The 16096-nt window shown below is 52.5% G+C and carries 13 protein-coding genes; 4 read left to right on the top strand and 9 right to left on the bottom strand.

Annotated elements, in window-relative coordinates:
* The first annotated feature begins 88 nt into the window (after nucleotides 1–88).
* The 3 genes from JJQ72_RS07540 (at nucleotide 89) to infC (ending at nucleotide 1655) form a co-directional block, all read left to right on the top strand.
* Nucleotides 89–523 carry a helix-turn-helix domain-containing protein gene (locus JJQ72_RS07540; RefSeq protein ID WP_208203264.1) on the top strand — a complete coding sequence of 145 codons (435 nt, stop codon included), beginning with the start codon at nucleotides 89–91 and terminating at the stop codon, nucleotides 521–523.
* Nucleotides 524–598: 75 nt separating this feature from the next.
* Complete coding sequence (locus JJQ72_RS07545) at nucleotides 599–1024, top strand: ImmA/IrrE family metallo-endopeptidase (RefSeq protein ID WP_208203265.1); 426 nt, start codon at nucleotides 599–601, stop codon at nucleotides 1022–1024.
* A gap of 106 nt (nucleotides 1025–1130) precedes the next feature.
* The gene (gene infC, locus JJQ72_RS07550) at nucleotides 1131–1655 is read left to right on the top strand and encodes a translation initiation factor IF-3 (protein WP_208203266.1); all 525 of its coding nucleotides are present in this window, start codon (nucleotides 1131–1133) and stop codon (nucleotides 1653–1655) included.
* Nucleotides 1656–2023: 368 nt separating this feature from the next.
* On the opposite strand, the gene JJQ72_RS07555 is transcribed toward infC, so the two are convergent.
* The 7 genes from JJQ72_RS07555 to JJQ72_RS07585 all read right to left on the bottom strand — a co-directional run bounded on the left by JJQ72_RS07555 (nucleotide 2024) and on the right by JJQ72_RS07585 (nucleotide 12748).
* Nucleotides 2024–5020, bottom strand: a complete 2997-nt coding sequence (locus JJQ72_RS07555; RefSeq protein WP_243895935.1) for a DUF5704 domain-containing protein — start codon at nucleotides 5018–5020, stop codon at nucleotides 2024–2026.
* A 420-nt stretch (nucleotides 5021–5440) separates the two neighbouring features.
* Nucleotides 5441–6691, bottom strand: a complete 1251-nt coding sequence (locus JJQ72_RS07560) for an S-layer homology domain-containing protein (RefSeq protein WP_243895953.1) — start codon at nucleotides 6689–6691, stop codon at nucleotides 5441–5443.
* 141 nt (nucleotides 6692–6832) lie between these two features.
* Nucleotides 6833–8086: an S-layer homology domain-containing protein gene (locus JJQ72_RS07565; protein WP_208203268.1), complete on the bottom strand. Its 1254-nt coding sequence runs from the start codon at nucleotides 8084–8086 to the stop codon at nucleotides 6833–6835.
* Between the two features lie 129 nt (nucleotides 8087–8215).
* Nucleotides 8216–9475, bottom strand: coding sequence for an S-layer homology domain-containing protein (locus JJQ72_RS07570; protein WP_208203269.1), 1260 nt, complete (start codon nucleotides 9473–9475; stop codon nucleotides 8216–8218).
* Nucleotides 9476–9712: 237 nt separating this feature from the next.
* Entirely contained in the window at nucleotides 9713–10519 is an 807-nt protein-coding gene (locus JJQ72_RS07575) for an energy-coupling factor transporter transmembrane component T family protein (RefSeq protein WP_138226885.1), read from the bottom strand.
* On the bottom strand, nucleotides 10516–12132 hold the full coding sequence (locus JJQ72_RS07580) for an ABC transporter ATP-binding protein (protein WP_208203270.1): 1617 nt from the start codon (nucleotides 12130–12132) through the stop codon (nucleotides 10516–10518). The genes JJQ72_RS07575 and JJQ72_RS07580 overlap by 4 nt, the downstream gene beginning before the upstream one ends.
* The gene (locus tag JJQ72_RS07585; RefSeq protein WP_208203327.1) at nucleotides 12125–12748 is read right to left on the bottom strand and encodes an ECF transporter S component; all 624 of its coding nucleotides are present in this window, start codon (nucleotides 12746–12748) and stop codon (nucleotides 12125–12127) included. The genes JJQ72_RS07580 and JJQ72_RS07585 overlap by 8 nt, the downstream gene beginning before the upstream one ends.
* A 374-nt stretch (nucleotides 12749–13122) precedes the next feature.
* Between JJQ72_RS07585 and asd the strand changes: the two genes are divergently transcribed.
* Nucleotides 13123–13923: an archaetidylserine decarboxylase gene (gene asd, locus JJQ72_RS07590; RefSeq protein WP_138226887.1), complete on the top strand. Its 801-nt coding sequence runs from the start codon at nucleotides 13123–13125 to the stop codon at nucleotides 13921–13923.
* A 97-nt stretch (nucleotides 13924–14020) separates the two neighbouring features.
* Here asd and JJQ72_RS07595 read toward each other — a convergent pair whose 3' ends face one another.
* Nucleotides 14021–14908 carry an SDR family oxidoreductase gene (locus JJQ72_RS07595; RefSeq protein WP_208203271.1) on the bottom strand — a complete coding sequence of 296 codons (888 nt, stop codon included), beginning with the start codon at nucleotides 14906–14908 and terminating at the stop codon, nucleotides 14021–14023.
* Between the two features lie 308 nt (nucleotides 14909–15216).
* On the bottom strand, nucleotides 15217–16002 hold the full coding sequence (locus JJQ72_RS07600; RefSeq protein ID WP_138226889.1) for a helix-turn-helix domain-containing protein: 786 nt from the start codon (nucleotides 16000–16002) through the stop codon (nucleotides 15217–15219).
* Nucleotides 16003–16096 lie beyond the last annotated feature (94 nt).

Genomic DNA, 16096 nt, shown 5'->3' on the forward strand with positions numbered 1-16096 from the left:
CAGAATTTAGAACCTGTTGGCAACACGCAGGCTCGTGTTTATACTATATAAAGGATGCAGTATATTTGAACGTTTAGGAGTGGCGGATGTGGAGCAAGCATTTGGCGAATATCTGAAAACACTTCGGGAAGATCAGAATCTCAGCATCAGTCAGCTATCGCAGGCGGCCGGCATTAGCGGCTCCCAAATTTCCCGGATTGAAAACGGCCTGAGAGGGATTCCCAAGCCGCAAACGCTCCGCAAGCTAGCGGAGGCGCTTCAAGCTCCTTATGAAGAGATGATGCAGGCGGCAGGATACTGGGAGGATCTGCAGTCCTCCGAGGACGAAGACAAGCTCGTGATTCCGGAATGGGCCACCAACAAGGACAAAAGGGATTTCAAGCACCTGCTCGAGGATGACGGAGAGCTTATGTTTGATGGAATTCCGCTGGACCAGGAGGACAAGCAGCGTATCAAGGACGTCCTGACCGGACTCTTATGGGAGGCCAAGAAAATGAACAAGCGCGGCAGGAACAAGCCATAGCTGTCCAGAATGTTAGGGGAGAGATTAAGTAAACGCTGACTCCCGTTAAATTTAGTAAAGCTGCAGGTGAATATCATGGATGATCTGCTTCAAGCACTTGTACGCAAGCTCGTACGCAAACATCATACAAGCTGTCCTTTTACACTGGCTTCGCTGCTCGGCGTTCACATCCGTTATGCTGATCTCGGCAAGTCTACCAAGGGGCTTTACGTCCGGAAGCTACGGCGGCGATTCATTGTCATTCATTCCAGGCTGCCTTTGGAGTGGCAGCGGTTCGTCTGTGCCCATGAGCTGGGTCATGATCGGCTGCATAAAGGGATCAGCCGTTTGTTTTTGGAGGATCACTCGTACTTTTGGCCAGGGAAGCTTGAACGCCAGGCCCATCGCTTCGCCATTCTGCTCCTTACCGCTAACGTGACACTGCAGCCCGACGAATCATTGAGAGAGTATTATTTAAGAGCCGGCATTCCACAGGAAATGCTTTATTTTTTTGATATTTAACCGAACACACATTCTTAATCAGGCGTGCTTGACGGATTGTAATTATTGCATGCTCACTTTATGATAGTTCTATCGATCTGTGTATTTATTCGGGAGGGAATGTATTGTGGCCGTATTTATAAACGAACAAATTCAAGCATCAGAGGTGGTCCTTAGCGGATTAAACGGAGAGCCGCTCGGGGTGTTGTCCCGGGAAGAGGCTCTTGCGATGGCCCGCTGGTATAAAGCCGACCTACTCTGCACCTCGCTGATGAGCAGCCCGCCGCCCTGCAGACTTGTTGCTAAAGGGAAAGGAAAGGCCTTCGCGCAAGGGCAGAAAAGAACGGAGAACAACAGCCGCCCCGCCGCGGACAAGAAGTCCAAAGGAACAGCGAAGGAAAAAGTAAAAGAGCTAAGATTTACTGCGCACATCGAGGAGCATGATTACGATACCAAGCTGCGCCAGGCAGACAAGCATCTCCGCTCCGGCAAGCCGGTGCAGCTTGTGGTCAGAGCCTCCGGCGCCAAAGAGGCTGCCGCGGCCAAAGCCGTGCTGGAGCGTCTCTTGACCGATCTGAAGGAATCCGGAACAAAGGAGACCGGGATCCAGTCCAGCGGTAAAGGCGCTCAGGTCAAATTGAATCCGCGCTAATGTATGAGAAGCTTCGGCTCATTCGTAGATGCTGACCATCATAGGGGATTTGTTAATGGAAGCTAAGTGACCAGGAAATCGATCGTTGATCTTAAACCAAATGACATGCTAGAAGCATGGGTCTGGTCTACAACGACATTTGGCGATGAGCTTATTGAAGTGACCGAAATCACGTAATACAAAGCAAAGAGCAGGATTTATCCCCTACTCTTTGCTTTGCTTGTACTCGTTTAGTTTGGTTGGACCCGTGTAACACCATTATAGATATAACGTCCAGGAGCTCCATCGCTGCCTCGATTTAGAATGAGAGCACTCAGTTGATCGTGTTACTGCGTTGTTCGGTTGTTCGATTGTTCGGCTTCATTTCATTAGTGCGGCACCTGCGCCTCAAAATCCTGCCGGCTGCCAAGGTCGCCGTGGTAGAACAGCACATCTCCGTCCAGCAGCGGAAACCTCTGTCCGGCAGGGTTGCGGATACTGTCCTGAAAGCCCTCAAGCCGCCACTGATTCATATGCGGGGCATGGATATACTGCAGATGCGGATGGGCAACATCCCCATTCCGCACGCTTTCAAGGTCAAAGTTCACGATAATGTATCCCTCTTTCAAGAACAGGTCCGATTGCTCGTCCAGTCCATAGCGCCGGGCATATTCCGGCAGCGAGGTCCCCTGCGGCACCGCATAGACCTCCGCCGGCAGGCTGTATTCGCCGTACCAGCGCTGGATCGCGGCACTCGCCCGGTAAGGATCTACCGTAGGCGGAAGGCCAGCCTTAGGACCGATCAGGGTCCGCAGCTGGGACGGCAGCAGCAGCCAATCATAACGGCCAATCCATGTTTTCTCCGTGCTCACCTGCTGGAGGTAGCGGCTCGTGTAGGGCTGCAGTGCCTCTCCTTGCGGACCTCTCTGGTACTGGTAAGCGGCCGTATCGAGCAGCTCCTGCAGCGGCACATTGCGCAGCCGGGTATTCAGCGTGATCTCGCGCTTCACCGTATCCTGCGGGGAGCCGATTGGAATGAAGTACTCCTTCCCGCGGTGGTAGTACAGGTCCACCGGCTGGCGACCCCGGCCATCTAAATGGACAAAATCAAATCGCGGTGTGATGGCGATACCGTCACTTGACCCGAACAAATTGCCCTTGGTCTTCACATCAAACTTGAAGTGGTAGCCCGTCTTCACAGCGGCATTAGCATAGCCGGCCTGCGGGTGCTTGCCCGGTGCAATCGGCAGGGTGTATGGCAGCACGTTGCCACGGCTGCCTCCATCCAGATGCTGCAGGCCGGTCCAGTACACCTTGCCGGTATGCTCTCTGCTTCCTTTCGCGGTGCGGAACACCGTCTCCCATGTGTAATCAGCAATATCCGTCACCTTGAAGTCATACAGCCGCCCGATCACGTCCACACTGACCTCATCCACCGCAGCGTGGTGCGAGAGATGAAGGTTTGCCTCCCGTTCCCAGCTGTAGTCTGCCGGAGCATTCTCAGCCAGCGTCCTGAAGTATACCTCGTACTCGCCTTCGTCGACCCATACCGGCAGGAAGAACTCCGTGTCCAGCTGGTGAACCGGAATGTCGATCCACGTATGCTTCGGGATAAAGGTGCTTCGATCTGCCTGATAGACATCAAACGGAAAGCGAACCTGCTTACTCCGAACATAGCGGGCATAATCCCGGTTCCCGTAGCCGGGAAAGGACGACGCCTGCAGATGCTGTCCGGAGGTTGGGATCCGGACGGTGAAGGGCCGATCCAGAATGAAGGCCGCCCGGGTAGGATGGGGCTCCGTCTTTTGGTTGTGCGCCTGGTCATCGGACACTGAGGCATAGAGGACAACCGGAGTATGTATTGTCACTGGATTAATGGATGCAATCGGAAAGACCGGATCGACTCCACTGTCCTGGATCTGGACGGGCATCCGCTGGTAAGCCAGGGTGCCCTGGCTGGGCGCCCTGGAGCGGTTGATTTTATCCGCCGAGATCACATGGTTCGGACTGTACAGTACATCAGGATGAATCCAGCCGGGCGCAGGAAGGGCCGATGGCGCCGGGCCCGACTCCTCCACCAGCGAGCTGTCCAGGATCAAGCTTTGGTTGAAGGTCAGGTGATCATTCCGGACCTTGACGGGCGTGACTGCTTCTTCCGCATAGGCTGTGAAATCCTCGGCTGGCACCTGGTCACCGGCGACCGTCTTGAGCGGCAAAGTGACCGCGTTGATGGAAGGCTCCAGAAGGTGCTCCCCCGCCGTTGCAGCAGCATAGGAAGGCGGCGTATATCCTGCCGGGCGCAGGGTCATCGTACCACCGGACAGGGCATAGTTCATCAGCTCCGCCTCCTGCAACTGATACACCTCCAGTTTCCCGATCACCCAGTAAGCGTAAGGTCGCTCTACCGTGTACTCCTGAGTCACCGTTTCGCTGCGCTGCTTGCGGACGGTTATCGTCGTGGGCTTTCCGCTGGCATCCGGCGGCCCATTTTCTTCCTCATCCCACTGAAGCAGATACGGCTGTGTGACCGGAACCGTGTATGTACACGTTCCGTGCATGTTCACAAACTCATTTTGATATAGATATGACCGCGCCATCACGTTGCCGTAGAGAGATTCCGAGGTCGGGATGCCCTGAAGCACGTCAAAGCGCTCCTGCCCCCGTGGATCTGCCCGAATTACGGCGGTCGCCGACGGGTCCATAACACTTCCCGTCACCGAGTCGCCTGGAACGGGCGCGGTGCAGCCGCCTCCCGGCGCGGGCGGCGGACCACAGTCTCCCACGCACCCGCCGTCTTGAACGGTCAGGGTGAGCGAGGCGGTCAGGACGTAGCCCTCATCATTCGGGGTCTCCTGCTTCCGCCAAACCGCGGTGACGGTCGCCGTCCCCGGGCTGACGCCTTTAACCTTGCCCGAGCTTCCGACAAGGCTAACAACAGACTGCTTGTCTGTGCTCCAATCGGCAGCGTAGGAGATATTCACCGGCGCGCTGAAATCAACTTGCCCTGGAGACAAGGTCGAAACCGCGGCGGCCAGACTCGTCTCCTCACCGATATCCAGCGTGGCCTTACCGGTGAGGGTGATTTTTTTCTCCTCGATTACGTCCCCACGCCAGTAGATGTTGATGGGGGTGTAGTAGCCAAAGGTCCACTTGCTCCAGTCCAGATAGCAGCCGCAAGCATCGCTCCAGGCTTTGTTGCCGGTGTCTTCTTGACTAAACGGTACGAACCCTTTTCCTGTTTTTGAAGTGATAATAGTAGCGGTCTTTAGATCTGTTATTTCTAAGCTAGTAATTTCAGATTGATATCCCTGACGAATAAGAACTGATTCTGCCTTTGTTATGATTTCATTTTTGACTTTTTCATAAGTATAACCCTGGTTATCCAAACTATTATACCGAGTTGGTTTGTAATAAAGATTACTTCTCATTTCAACCTTATCAACTACTTCTGTGACGTCAGGAATAGGCGCAAACTTTGTACCTGCATTATTCGCGTAGATGTACCCACCCGGAGCGCGGTAACTTTCTGCACGAAACCTACCATCGTCGATTTGATACCAATAGACTCCAGGGTTAGCTTCTTTTAATCCCTCGACTCTTATCACTTTTTTCTGGTAAGCCGTAGGTCCAGTTGACGCTTTCGGGTGAAAACTTGGCGTAGGGAGTTGTTCAGTGTCTGCTAGATCTGTGCTTTCAGCAATAATTTTGCTTGCTGCCAACGAGTAGTTCTCCAACATGAATAAAATTCCAACTATACTTAATAACGCCGTCAGGTTTCTAATTGAAAAAAACATGAAAAGCACCTATTACTTAGTGTATGGAATGGACCACGATGCAAGCGTTCCATTCCCAATTCTGCCCATATCACTACCATTAGCCCCATCGCCTATGCCTCTATTTAGAAATCGATGCATCCAAAAACGGCGTGGCACATCTTTTTTAAAAAACCCGGTCTTTATGAAATGATCTTTTGCTGGAAGTACTGTCAAACCAAACCTTGTAACTGCCTCACTGTTAAAACCATTTCCGGCCGTGAAATTGTAAAGCGTTGAGTTAGGAAATGCTGCATTTGTTAAAGACGTGTTGTCATTAGGGATCACGGTCGCCTCGAGAAACACATTATATACAAGGGGATGTACTGGAAATGTAAAATCACTAGATATAAACATCTTCCCATATAAATTCTTAGATTCTGATTTGCTCACTGCATCGACCACGATCATTCGATGCACCGTCATCGTTCCCCGGTTATAAAGCATGGGGTAAGGCTTATTAGCAAAGCTGTCAAAACTGGTGATTTTATTTGAACCATGAACGGTGTGATACACATGCGGCGTCGCCGACAGCAGATTCGTCCCCGTCAATCCAACCTCACGCATCTCCTCCAGATCCTGATAATCTGACGCCTCTTTAAGTTGTACCTGCTGGTATCGGGACAGAATGACGGCGACCTCTGCCCGGGTCGTTGGCTGGGATGGACCGAAGGTGCCGTCCAGATAACCCGTCATCAGTCCTGTGCCAAGCGCCACCGATAGATAGGGATAATCGCTCGGGCTTAATCCACCCTTGTAGTACTCAGCCACCGGTACTAGCGTATCCTTCGTATCCGAAAGCGCCTGTTTAAATCCTTCATTTCTGGCTGCAAGCCCTGAAGCCATCCACTTCGCCATCTCACGGCGGGTCAATGCCTTGTCTGGCTTAAAGCCGCCCGAGTAATCTGACGGCGTCAGAAAGCCCATCCCGATGGACTGTTCAATGCCAGATCTTCCCCAGTGACCTGCAATATCTGCAAAAGTGCTAGAGTCATTCTCTACCACGTTGCTCGAAATCCGTGACAGCAGTACGGCAAATTCCGCCCGCGTGATATGGGCTTGCGGCCGAAACGTCCCGTCGGCATATCCTTTGAAATACCCTTTAGCTACGGCACCTTCAATAGAAGCCTTAGCCCAGTGACTTGCTGGCACATCGTTAAACGAAGCTTTGGCTGCTTCCGCTGACTCCCCGTTCCCCAGTATGGCACCTATACACATTGCACCTGCCATAAGCGTCATCCACATTTTCTTCACGCTCTTTCTCCTCCTTAATCCATTTTGCCTGCACCGAGATCTTGTGCATCTCAATCAGCAAGCGACAAGCGGTATTCTGACGTCTAGCGATAACTAATACTGTCAATATTTTTATTGAACCATTTTTCCCGATCACTCAGATCTTGGAATAGAGAATGTTGTAAGGGTACCGTATCTCCCCATCGAACCACCATTACTGCTAGATTTCCATTCTCTGTTTAGAAACTTATGCATCCAAAATTTTCGCGGGACATTTTCCTTAAAGAATCCTGATGTCAGGTAATTATCATCTCTTGGAAGAACCGTCAGACCAAATTCTTTGATTGTCCCACTTTCAAATCCTCTTCCTGTGGTGAAGTTATAAACAGTTGCTGACGCAAAGGCGGCATTTGATAACGATGTATTGTTGTTTGGAACCACTGTGACCTCGAGAAAGACATTGTACATGTCACCCCTTACCGAAATACTGAAATACGAGTCTATAAACATCCTTGCGTACAAATTGTTATGTTGAGTTGAGGATTTTGCATCTGTAACAATCATTCGATGAACCGTCATAGTCCCACTGTTGTACAACATTGGATAGGATTTGTTTGAAAATCTAGTGAAATCCGCAATTTCAGTGGTGCCTAATATTTTGGGATACTCATGCGGCGTCGCCGACAGCAAATTCGTCCCCGTCAATCCAACCTCACGCATCTCCTCTAGATCCCGATAATCTGACGTCTCTTTATGTTGTACCTGCTGGTATCGAGATAGAATGACGGCAACCTCTGCCCGGGTCGTTGTCTGGGATGGACCGAAGGTGCCGTCCAGATAACCCGTCATCAGTCCTGTGCCAAGCGCCACCGATAGATATGGATAATCGCTCGGGTTTAATCCACCCTTGTAGTACTCAGCCACTGGTACTAGCGTATCCTTCGTATCCGACAGCGCCTGTTTAAATCCTTCATTTCTGGCTGCAAGCCCTGACGCCATCCACTTCGCCATCTCACGGCGGGTTAATGCCTTGTCTGGCTTAAAGCCGCCCGAGTAATCTGACGGCGTCAGAAAGCCCATCCCAATGGAATGCTCAATACCAGACCTTCCCCAGTGACCTGCAATATCTGCAAAAGTGCTAGAGTTATTTTCTACCGCATTGCTCGAAATCCGTGACAGCAGTACGGCAAACTCCGCCCGCGTGATATGGGCTTGCGGCCGAAACGTCCCGTCGGCATATCCTTTGAAATACCCTTTAGCTACAGCACCCTCAATAGAAGCCTTGGCCCAGTAACTTGCTGGCACGTCGTTAAACGAAGCTTTGGTCGCTCCCACCACCTTAGCGCCCCCTAGGAATAGCCCCATACATAGCGCGCCTGCCATAAATGCTTTCCACGTGTTCTTCATTCTCTTCTCCCGTTAAATTCGGTAATTTCGTTCCAGCTTCAACTACGACTATGTATAACAACATTGCTTTTGATAAACGGTAAAAGATTCAATCTTTTACCACGGATAAGTAGTTTGTTATGAACTTCTTTATTTTGACATTGGAATAGCCCAAGAAGTTAGTGTTCCATTTCCTAACCTGCCCATATGGCTGCCATTCACACTGGCATTTCTATCTTTGTTTAAGTGATTGTGAAACCAGAATGTTCTCGCAACATCTTTTTTAAAAAAGCCTGTCTTTATGAAATGATCGCTAACTGGAAGTAGTGTTAATCCGTATTGGCGGGCCGTTTTACTCTCAAATCCCCTTCCTTTTGTAAAATTATAAAGAGTGGAGTCAGGAAACGCCCCATTAGTAAGAGACGTGTTGTCATGAGGGATGACTGTCGCCTCCAAGAAGACATTGTAATGATCATCAACCACACGTACTGTAAGATCACTAGACATGAACATCTTCCCATATAAGTTCTTAGATTCCGTTTTACTCACTGCATCCACTACAATCATTCTATGTATCGTCATCGTTCCTCGATTATAGAGCATAGGATATGGCTTATTAGCAAACTTATCAAAAGAAGAAACTCTTTCTGTTTCGTATGACTTCGTGTACACATGCGGCGTCGCCGACAACAAATTCGTCCCCGTCAATCCAACCTCACGCATCTCCTCCAGATCCTGATAATCTGACGCCTCTTTAAGCTGTACCTGCTGATATCGAGACAGAATGACGGCAACCTCTGCCCGGGTCGTTGGCTGGGATGGACCGAAGGTGCCGTCCAGGTAACCCGTCATCAATCCTGTGCCAAGCACCACCGATAGATAAGAGTAATCGCTCGGGTTCAATCCACCCTTATAGTACTCAGCCACTGGTACTAGCGTATCCTTCGTATCCGACAGCGCCTGTTTAAATCCCTCATTTCTGGCTGCAAGCCCTGACGCCATCCACTTCGCCATCTCACGGCGGGTTAATGCCTCGTCTGGCTTAAAGCCGCCCGAGTAATCTGACGGCGTCAGAAAGCCCATCCCGATAGACTGTTCAATGCCAGATCTTCCCCAGTGACCTGCAATATCTGCAAATGTGCTAGAGTCATTCTCTACCACATTGCTCGAAATCCGTGACAGCAGTACGGCAAATTCCGCCCGCGTGATATGGGCTTGCGGCCGAAACGTCCCGTCGGCATATCCTTTGAAATACCCTTTAGCTACGGCACCCTCAATAGAAGCTTTAGCCCAGTGACTTGCTGGCACGTCGTTAAATGAAGCTTTGGCTGCTCCCACCACCTCAGCGCCCCCTAGGAACACCCCCATACATAGTGCGCCTGCCATAAATGGTCTCCACGTGTTCTTCATTTGCCTTGTCCTCCTCGACCAGCTCCGCTCCTTCTGAAATTGAAATCCTCCCCTCCTCTTAGTCAGCAAGCGACAAAACTCGCACTACAGGAAATTCTACCCATCTATTGCTATTTCCTCCTTATGAAGTCCTCAAGTACCAAAAAAAGCAGAGCCCGCCCAATGTCTCGGCAAGCTCCGCTTTATACGGCAGCAGGTAAGTATTTACAGTCAGTGTAGCACGGACCCTGTATAAAATCAATTGAAACGTACGTCTCCAATCCCGAAGCCCGGGGCCCAGATGGAGAACAAATACGCAGCACCTGCTGCAGCTGCCAGCAGCAGCATAATGACCAGATCATATCTGGAATATCGGGATTCGTAGAAAAAGGTTCTGCCCTTCCCCTGATCCCCGTCAAATTGCTTGGCTTCCATCGCCGCCGCGACGCGGTGGGCCCGGCGGATGCTTTGAGCCAGCAGCGGCACCGCGAACATATTGGCCCGCTCCGCCAGGCCGCGAATTCCTTTTACCGGACGCATACCGCGCACCTGAAGGGCCTGTCTTCGAATCAGAAACTCTTCCCACACCATCGGCAGCAGCCGAATGGAGGCCATAAAGCTGTACGCAAACTTAGGAGCCAGCTTCAACTTCTGCATCAGTCCATAGAAGAGGGCTACCGAAGACGTGGTCGTTACGAATAACAGCCCTTCCGCCGCAAACGCAATCCCTTTAAATCCAAGATGCAGGCCGCGGTAGAAGCTTTCCTCCGACACTTTAAACAGCCCCCACTCCCACCAGATGGTCTCTCCCTTCCCGAACAGCATCATCGTGGAAGCCGAGGAAACAAACGCGATCAGAAAGGGCAGTGAAAACAGCCCGATCTTCCACAGCTTCAAGCCGCAGAGCAGCACCAGACAAACCGTAAACACCGCAGCCTGATACATTATAAAATCCAGATTGTGCGTCAGCACCGTCATGGTGAACAGCAGCAGCAGAATACCCAGCTTGACTACAGGGTTAGCTTTATGCAGCCATGTGATTCGATCCTGTCCCCATACATTCATACCCCCACCTCCACGACACTGCTGAAGGATTCGGCCTTGGCCGCACATGCTTCCTTATCATACATGCCGCGGCTTGTCTGCCGGGACAGCAGCCGCCCCTGACCGATCTCCCAGATCTCGCGGGCCGCCTGATGAGCAATTTCCATCTCATGGGTGACCATCAAAATGGCGGTTCCCGCCTCATTCAGCTCCTGGCACAGCTCCAGGATGGCAAAGGTATTCCGGGCATCCTGCCCGAAGGTCGGCTCATCCAGCAGCAGAACGTCAGGCTTGCGGACCATCGCCGTTGCGACGCTCAGCCTTCGCTTCTGTCCGGTGGACAGCTGGTACGGATGCCGATCCTCCAGTCCCTTCAAGCCGAAACGGGCAAGACAGACCTCCGCTTCCTGCATCGCTTTCTCTGGAGTGTACCCTTCCACGATCAAGGAATAAGCAACCTCATCGAGCACCCGCTCACACACAAATTGCAGCTCCGGATTCTGAAACACAAATCCGATGCGGCGAAGCGCCTGCTCCCGCTGCTTGCGCACCCGCCGCTGACTGCCCGCCGGTATGACCTGCTCTCCAAGCCGGTACGTGCCGGTGAAGGGCAGCAGAGCCATCAGGCCGAGTAACAGCGAGCTTTTGCCAGCACCATTATGTCCGATAATGGCTGTGAAATCCCCTGGATACACCCGCGCTTCATCAACATGAACAATAGGTTGGTTTCTTCGCAGCACCTGAAATTGGCTCAACTCCAGCACAGGTGCAGGATTGCCTGTCTCTGTCAGAGGTCCTCCCTTCAGCTGATCCGGGACTCTGCCTTCCACTAAGCGCGATGACCGCTCCGGTTGCGTGGACCGAAACTCCTGCCACACTCCCGGGTGCCAGATGCCGTACTGCTTCAGCTCCTGACGATAGTCACCAAAAATAAAATCCGGTCTCCCATCGCCCAGAATCTGGCCCTCCGGTCCAAACAGCACCACCCGGTCCACGTAATGAAGCATCTCGTCGATCCGGTGCTCCACGATAATGAGCGTTCGGTCCCCTGAAACCGCCTTAACGGCTTCCCAGATTTGCTCCCGCCCTTCCGGGTCAAGCAAAGCAGAGGGCTCATCCAGGAACAGCACCTCCGGCTCCAGCAGCAGAGCTGATGCCAGCGCCAGGCGCTGCTTCATACCTTGTGACAGTGTGGAGATCGGTGTATGCATGTCGGGCAGCTTCAGCCCGACAGCGTCAAGGGCTTCCCGCATCCGATCACTCATATGGTCTCGCGGGACCTGTAAATTTTCCAGCACAAACGCTAATTCTTCATCGACATAAGGCATACAGAACTGCGTGTCTGGATCCTGAAACACATATGCCCATGAAGACGGATGCAGTTGGTCCGCGCATTTCATCGGCACTTCTACGGCTCTCGGAATCATTCCGCTCAGCACCTGAATGAGCGTAGATTTACCGCAGCCGCTCGGTCCCAGCAGCAGAATCTTTTCCCCCCGCTTTGCTTGAAAGCTAAGATCTCTGAACAGCAGCGGACCGTCTCCCGGAAACTTCAGCCGGAGATCCCGAACGGATGCGGCAATCGGCTCCACCGCTTCCGCCGTATCCAGCACCCTTGCAGCCGGCTCAGCCATTCCGTGCATCATCCAGAGCCGCATAGTCTTTGGAGGAGGCCGGATTCAGCAGCGAGGTCACCCCGGTCCGCTCCAGCGCCTTCGCCAGCGCCAGCATGGCCAGGCCCGCAATCAGCACACCGCTGATGACGCGCATGGAATACTTGAATATGAACATCCACAGTGCATAATCATCGGTATAGCTTAAGTAGAAGTCCATGAACATAGAGCCGAAGGCTGCTGCAGCCCCGGCCAGGGCAACCACCCAGGCCCCCGTCTTGCGATAGCGGAATGCGGCAAATATCAGCTCACAAGCTAGTCCCTGAATCAAGCCGTACAGCAGCAGATTCAAGCCCCACCCGCTTCCGAACAGTACCTCGATGTGCGCAGCAGCGAGCTCGGCAATGACTGCGACTCCGGGCTTTCGGATCAGCAGAAACGCAAGCGTCGCCGCCGCAAACCACATGCCGTACATGAGCTCGCCCGCCTCAGGAAACAGCGGCTTGAACAAGCTGTACACCGATGCCCAGAAATGATACACCACTCCAAATACTAACGAAATTAATACGGTGACGAGAATGTCACTGAGGCGAAGCCCCTTTTTTACCGGTAAACCTCCCAATGTCTTGCTTTGCATGTCCTTCATCCTCTCTTCTTCCTAGAATAACTTGCAAGAACGACAAAAAACCGCCTGGACACAAGCGCAGACGGAAAACAGACCCAATAGACACAAAGGGACGCGGATATTCTCTACGCTGGCATTACCCAGTTCAGATTAACGGTCAGCAGCAGGATCTTATCTGCAATCTCAGCCTGATTCACTCAAGCCCCCGTAGTCCATATTCGGTTTTTGGCTGACTTAAAAATACACAGATTTCCAACAATTTGCAAGAGTTTTTTTCACAGCGCTGCGCCTTATTGATTTCACCCTTGTTCTATGTCAATATAGTTCAGAATAGGAATGCTTCGTAAACGCCTGACACACGCGGTTTAAGGTTAAAGGAGAATATTATGGCCAAAACATTACTGAGACTGATGACCGAGCTTTCCTCCCGCCGTTGGGTATCCCGGGTAATGGGACGCTTTTCACACAGCGGGCTAAGCCGTTATCTGATCCCAACATTTATTAAAGCCTATCAAATTCCAGCCCACGAGGCGGAAAAAGAAATTCAGGAATACCGGTCGCTGAACGAGTTCTTCTCCCGCCGGCTAAAGATCGGCATGCGCGAGATTGATACGACGGCGGACGCGATGACCTCTCCCGTGGACGGCATTATTACCGGCATGGGAGAAATTCATGCAGGAACCATTCTAAATGTGAAGGGCCAGGATTATACCGTGGGCGATCTGCTCGCGCAGTCTCCCCGCATGGAAAATTACATGCATGGATATATGTATGTGCTGTACCTGAGCCCGACAGATTATCACCGCATTCACTCCCCCGTGACCGGCACCCAATCGGAAAGTGAATATCTCAAAGGCAAGGTGTATCCTGTCAATGATTTTGCGATGACGCATATCCGGGGAGTGTTGAGCCGGAACGAGCGGCTGATCACATACATTGCCCACGGATTTGGCGAGGTTGCTGTGGTGAAGGTCGGTGCCATGAACGTCAGCAGCATCCGCTATGCGGATGAATCGCGCACCCAGTGGAGCATCGGGGACGAGCTGGCTTATTTTGAATTCGGTTCCACCGTTGTCCTGCTGACCGAGAACGGAACCTTCACTCCCCGCGGCGATCTCAAGGTCGGCGATAAGGTCCGAATGGGAGAGCTCCTTGGCCTGCTGCACCCTCCTGCGAGCAAAGGCTAGCGGCCCCTGTCCTGTCACATATCTGTATAACCAAGCGGCAGCCCACCCACGTGAGCTGCCGCTTTGATCTGTTTATGAACGCACCCGTTAGCACCCGTTATTTCCGACTGCGCCGGATCGCTGACAGCACCAATCTCCGAAACAGGCGGTGCGGCAGCAGACGTTTGGCCGCAAGCGTCCAGCGGCTGGAGGATGGCAGCATATATCTCAGCTTGGGAGACTTCTGATCAACAATATTTCCTACCTGTACCGCGACCTCAAGAGGATCGCCGCTTGCGCCTGCGGTCTGGCTGGAGAAGGCCAGCACGTCCTCCAGCATCTCCCGGTACGGCGACTCTGCGGCGGGCTGGATTCCGCGGAAGCCCTTGTCCCAGATCGGCGTACCGTAGGCGCCCGGCTCCACCAGAACCACATGAATGCCAAACGGCTCAAGCTCCATCGCGAGACTCTCTCCCAGCCCTTCTACCGCAAACTTTGAGGCAGCGTACGGACCGTATCCTGGAAAGCCGATCACCCCGCTGATGCTGCTCATCAGAATGAGCTTGGCTCCCTCACTTTTCCGCAGCAGCGGCAGCGCCGCACGGGTCATGGAGATCGTTCCGAACACATTAACCTCAAATTGTCTCCGCCAGCTCTCTAGTGACAGCTCCTCCACAAACCCGCCCACCGCCTCTCCGGCATTGTTCACGAGCACGTCGAGCCGTCCCCAGCGGTCACTCGCCTCTTCCACTGCAGCATGGACCTGCTCCTCCAAACAAATATCGAGCAGCACGGCATGGATGCGTGTTTCGACACCGGCTGCCAGCGCCAGATCCATCAGCTCCGCCCGTGCTTCCTCTCTACGGACCCCGGCCATAACCTCATAGCCTCTGGAAGCCAGCTCCAATGCGATCAATTGTCCGAAGCCGCTGGATGCACCGGTAACCAGCGCGCTCTTGCCGCTGCGCGGCTTTACACCGTCAGCAGGCTTGTTGTTCCTTGCCATATTCTACTCTCCTTTATAACACATCAAAAAAGCACCCTGAACCGTGAAGCGCTTCAAGGTGCTGCTGAGTTTAAGCTGTATTAGAACCACATATCCACTTCGGGATTGGAATCAACGAATTTGGACCGACGCAGGCGATTTCTAAAAACGCTCCAGCCTCCTCGACCGCCGTTCAGGCTGCGCATTCTTCTTCTCTGGCTCATTGCCGGCACCCCCTCTCTGTATGTCTTGTCTTCCCTGATATTACCCTAGCAGGATTGCGGTGAACCAGATCCAAGCATGCGGTCAATTTCTGGATCCTGCAGTCCCTAGCGTACCTCTGACGGGCTTTTGCCGGTGTATTGCTTGAACTGCCTGCTGAAAAAGAAAATATCGCGGTACCCCAGGGCATCTGCCACCTCCGTCACGTTCATGCCCTGGTGCAGCAGCAGATGCTGTGCCCGTTCGATCCGCATCTTAATAATATACGACTGGACCGGAACGCCGACCAGCTCTTTGAACTTGATGGAGAAATAACGCGGCGACAGCCCGGCGCGGGCAGCCAGGTCCTCCACCTTGTGAGAAATGCCGGGATGAAGACGGACATAATTGGCAATCTCCTGAATGGCCTCACTCAAGTGATGACTGGCCTTTTTGACGTGTGGGGCCGAGCGGTCTTCCCGCAGCAGGAAAATCATCAGCTGTTTGAGCAGGAGCTTCCCCTCCTCCTCTGCCCCGAACGGCTGGTCGAGGTACAAGCGCACATAGCGGGCGAGCAAATACTCGAAATCAATCGTGTCCTTCAGCTGGCGGTACCGTGCAGGAATATCCTCAACCGGTTCGGTGACGTCAAAATGTATATAAGTCAAGACCAGCGGCTTCTGCGGGTTATGTGTTGCACTAGTATAATCGCCGGGATAAAAAAGAAAGCAGCTTCCTTTGGACACCTCGTAAGGCTCATCATTCACAATTACGGTGCCCTCACCGCTCCAAACATAGAATAGGTCATAATTTTGCATCGGTTTCTCACGCTTTTGCCATTTCCATCCGGGCTCGCAGACAATTTTGGCCAAAGCGGGCTTGATTACAAAAGAAGACGGCGATGCGTCCAGCATCACGTCATTCCCCCTGTCTTTCATTAATCGCACTACTACCCATCATACTCTTTTTTCAGCCGTTTTGCATATCCCTGGAGCTGACATTCCGTGA

It is taken from the genome of Paenibacillus sp. F411, from assembly GCF_017582705.1.
In the GTDB taxonomy this organism is placed as follows: Bacteria; Bacillota; Bacilli; order Paenibacillales; family Paenibacillaceae; genus Paenibacillus_AQ; species Paenibacillus_AQ algicola.

Excerpts from the sequence above, each read along its gene's own strand:
- JJQ72_RS07545 (WP_208203265.1), top strand. The coding sequence starts at position 599 with ATGGATGATCTGCTTCAAGCACTTGTACGCAAGCTCGTACGCAAACAT.
- JJQ72_RS07560 (WP_243895953.1), bottom strand. The coding sequence starts at position 6,691 with ATGTGGATGACGCTTATGGCAGGTGCAATGTGTATAGGTGCCATACTG.
- JJQ72_RS07565 (WP_208203268.1), bottom strand. The coding sequence starts at position 8,086 with ATGAAGAACACGTGGAAAGCATTTATGGCAGGCGCGCTATGTATGGGG.
- JJQ72_RS07570 (WP_208203269.1), bottom strand. The coding sequence starts at position 9,475 with ATGAAGAACACGTGGAGACCATTTATGGCAGGCGCACTATGTATGGGG.
- JJQ72_RS07575 (WP_138226885.1), bottom strand. The coding sequence starts at position 10,519 with ATGAATGTATGGGGACAGGATCGAATCACATGGCTGCATAAAGCTAAC.
- JJQ72_RS07580 (WP_208203270.1), bottom strand. The coding sequence starts at position 12,132 with ATGGCTGAGCCGGCTGCAAGGGTGCTGGATACGGCGGAAGCGGTGGAG.
- JJQ72_RS07585 (WP_208203327.1), bottom strand. The coding sequence starts at position 12,748 with ATGCAAAGCAAGACATTGGGAGGTTTACCGGTAAAAAAGGGGCTTCGC.
- asd (WP_138226887.1), top strand. The coding sequence starts at position 13,123 with ATGGCCAAAACATTACTGAGACTGATGACCGAGCTTTCCTCCCGCCGT.
- JJQ72_RS07595 (WP_208203271.1), bottom strand. The coding sequence starts at position 14,908 with ATGGCAAGGAACAACAAGCCTGCTGACGGTGTAAAGCCGCGCAGCGGC.
- JJQ72_RS07600 (WP_138226889.1), bottom strand. The coding sequence starts at position 16,002 with ATGCTGGACGCATCGCCGTCTTCTTTTGTAATCAAGCCCGCTTTGGCC.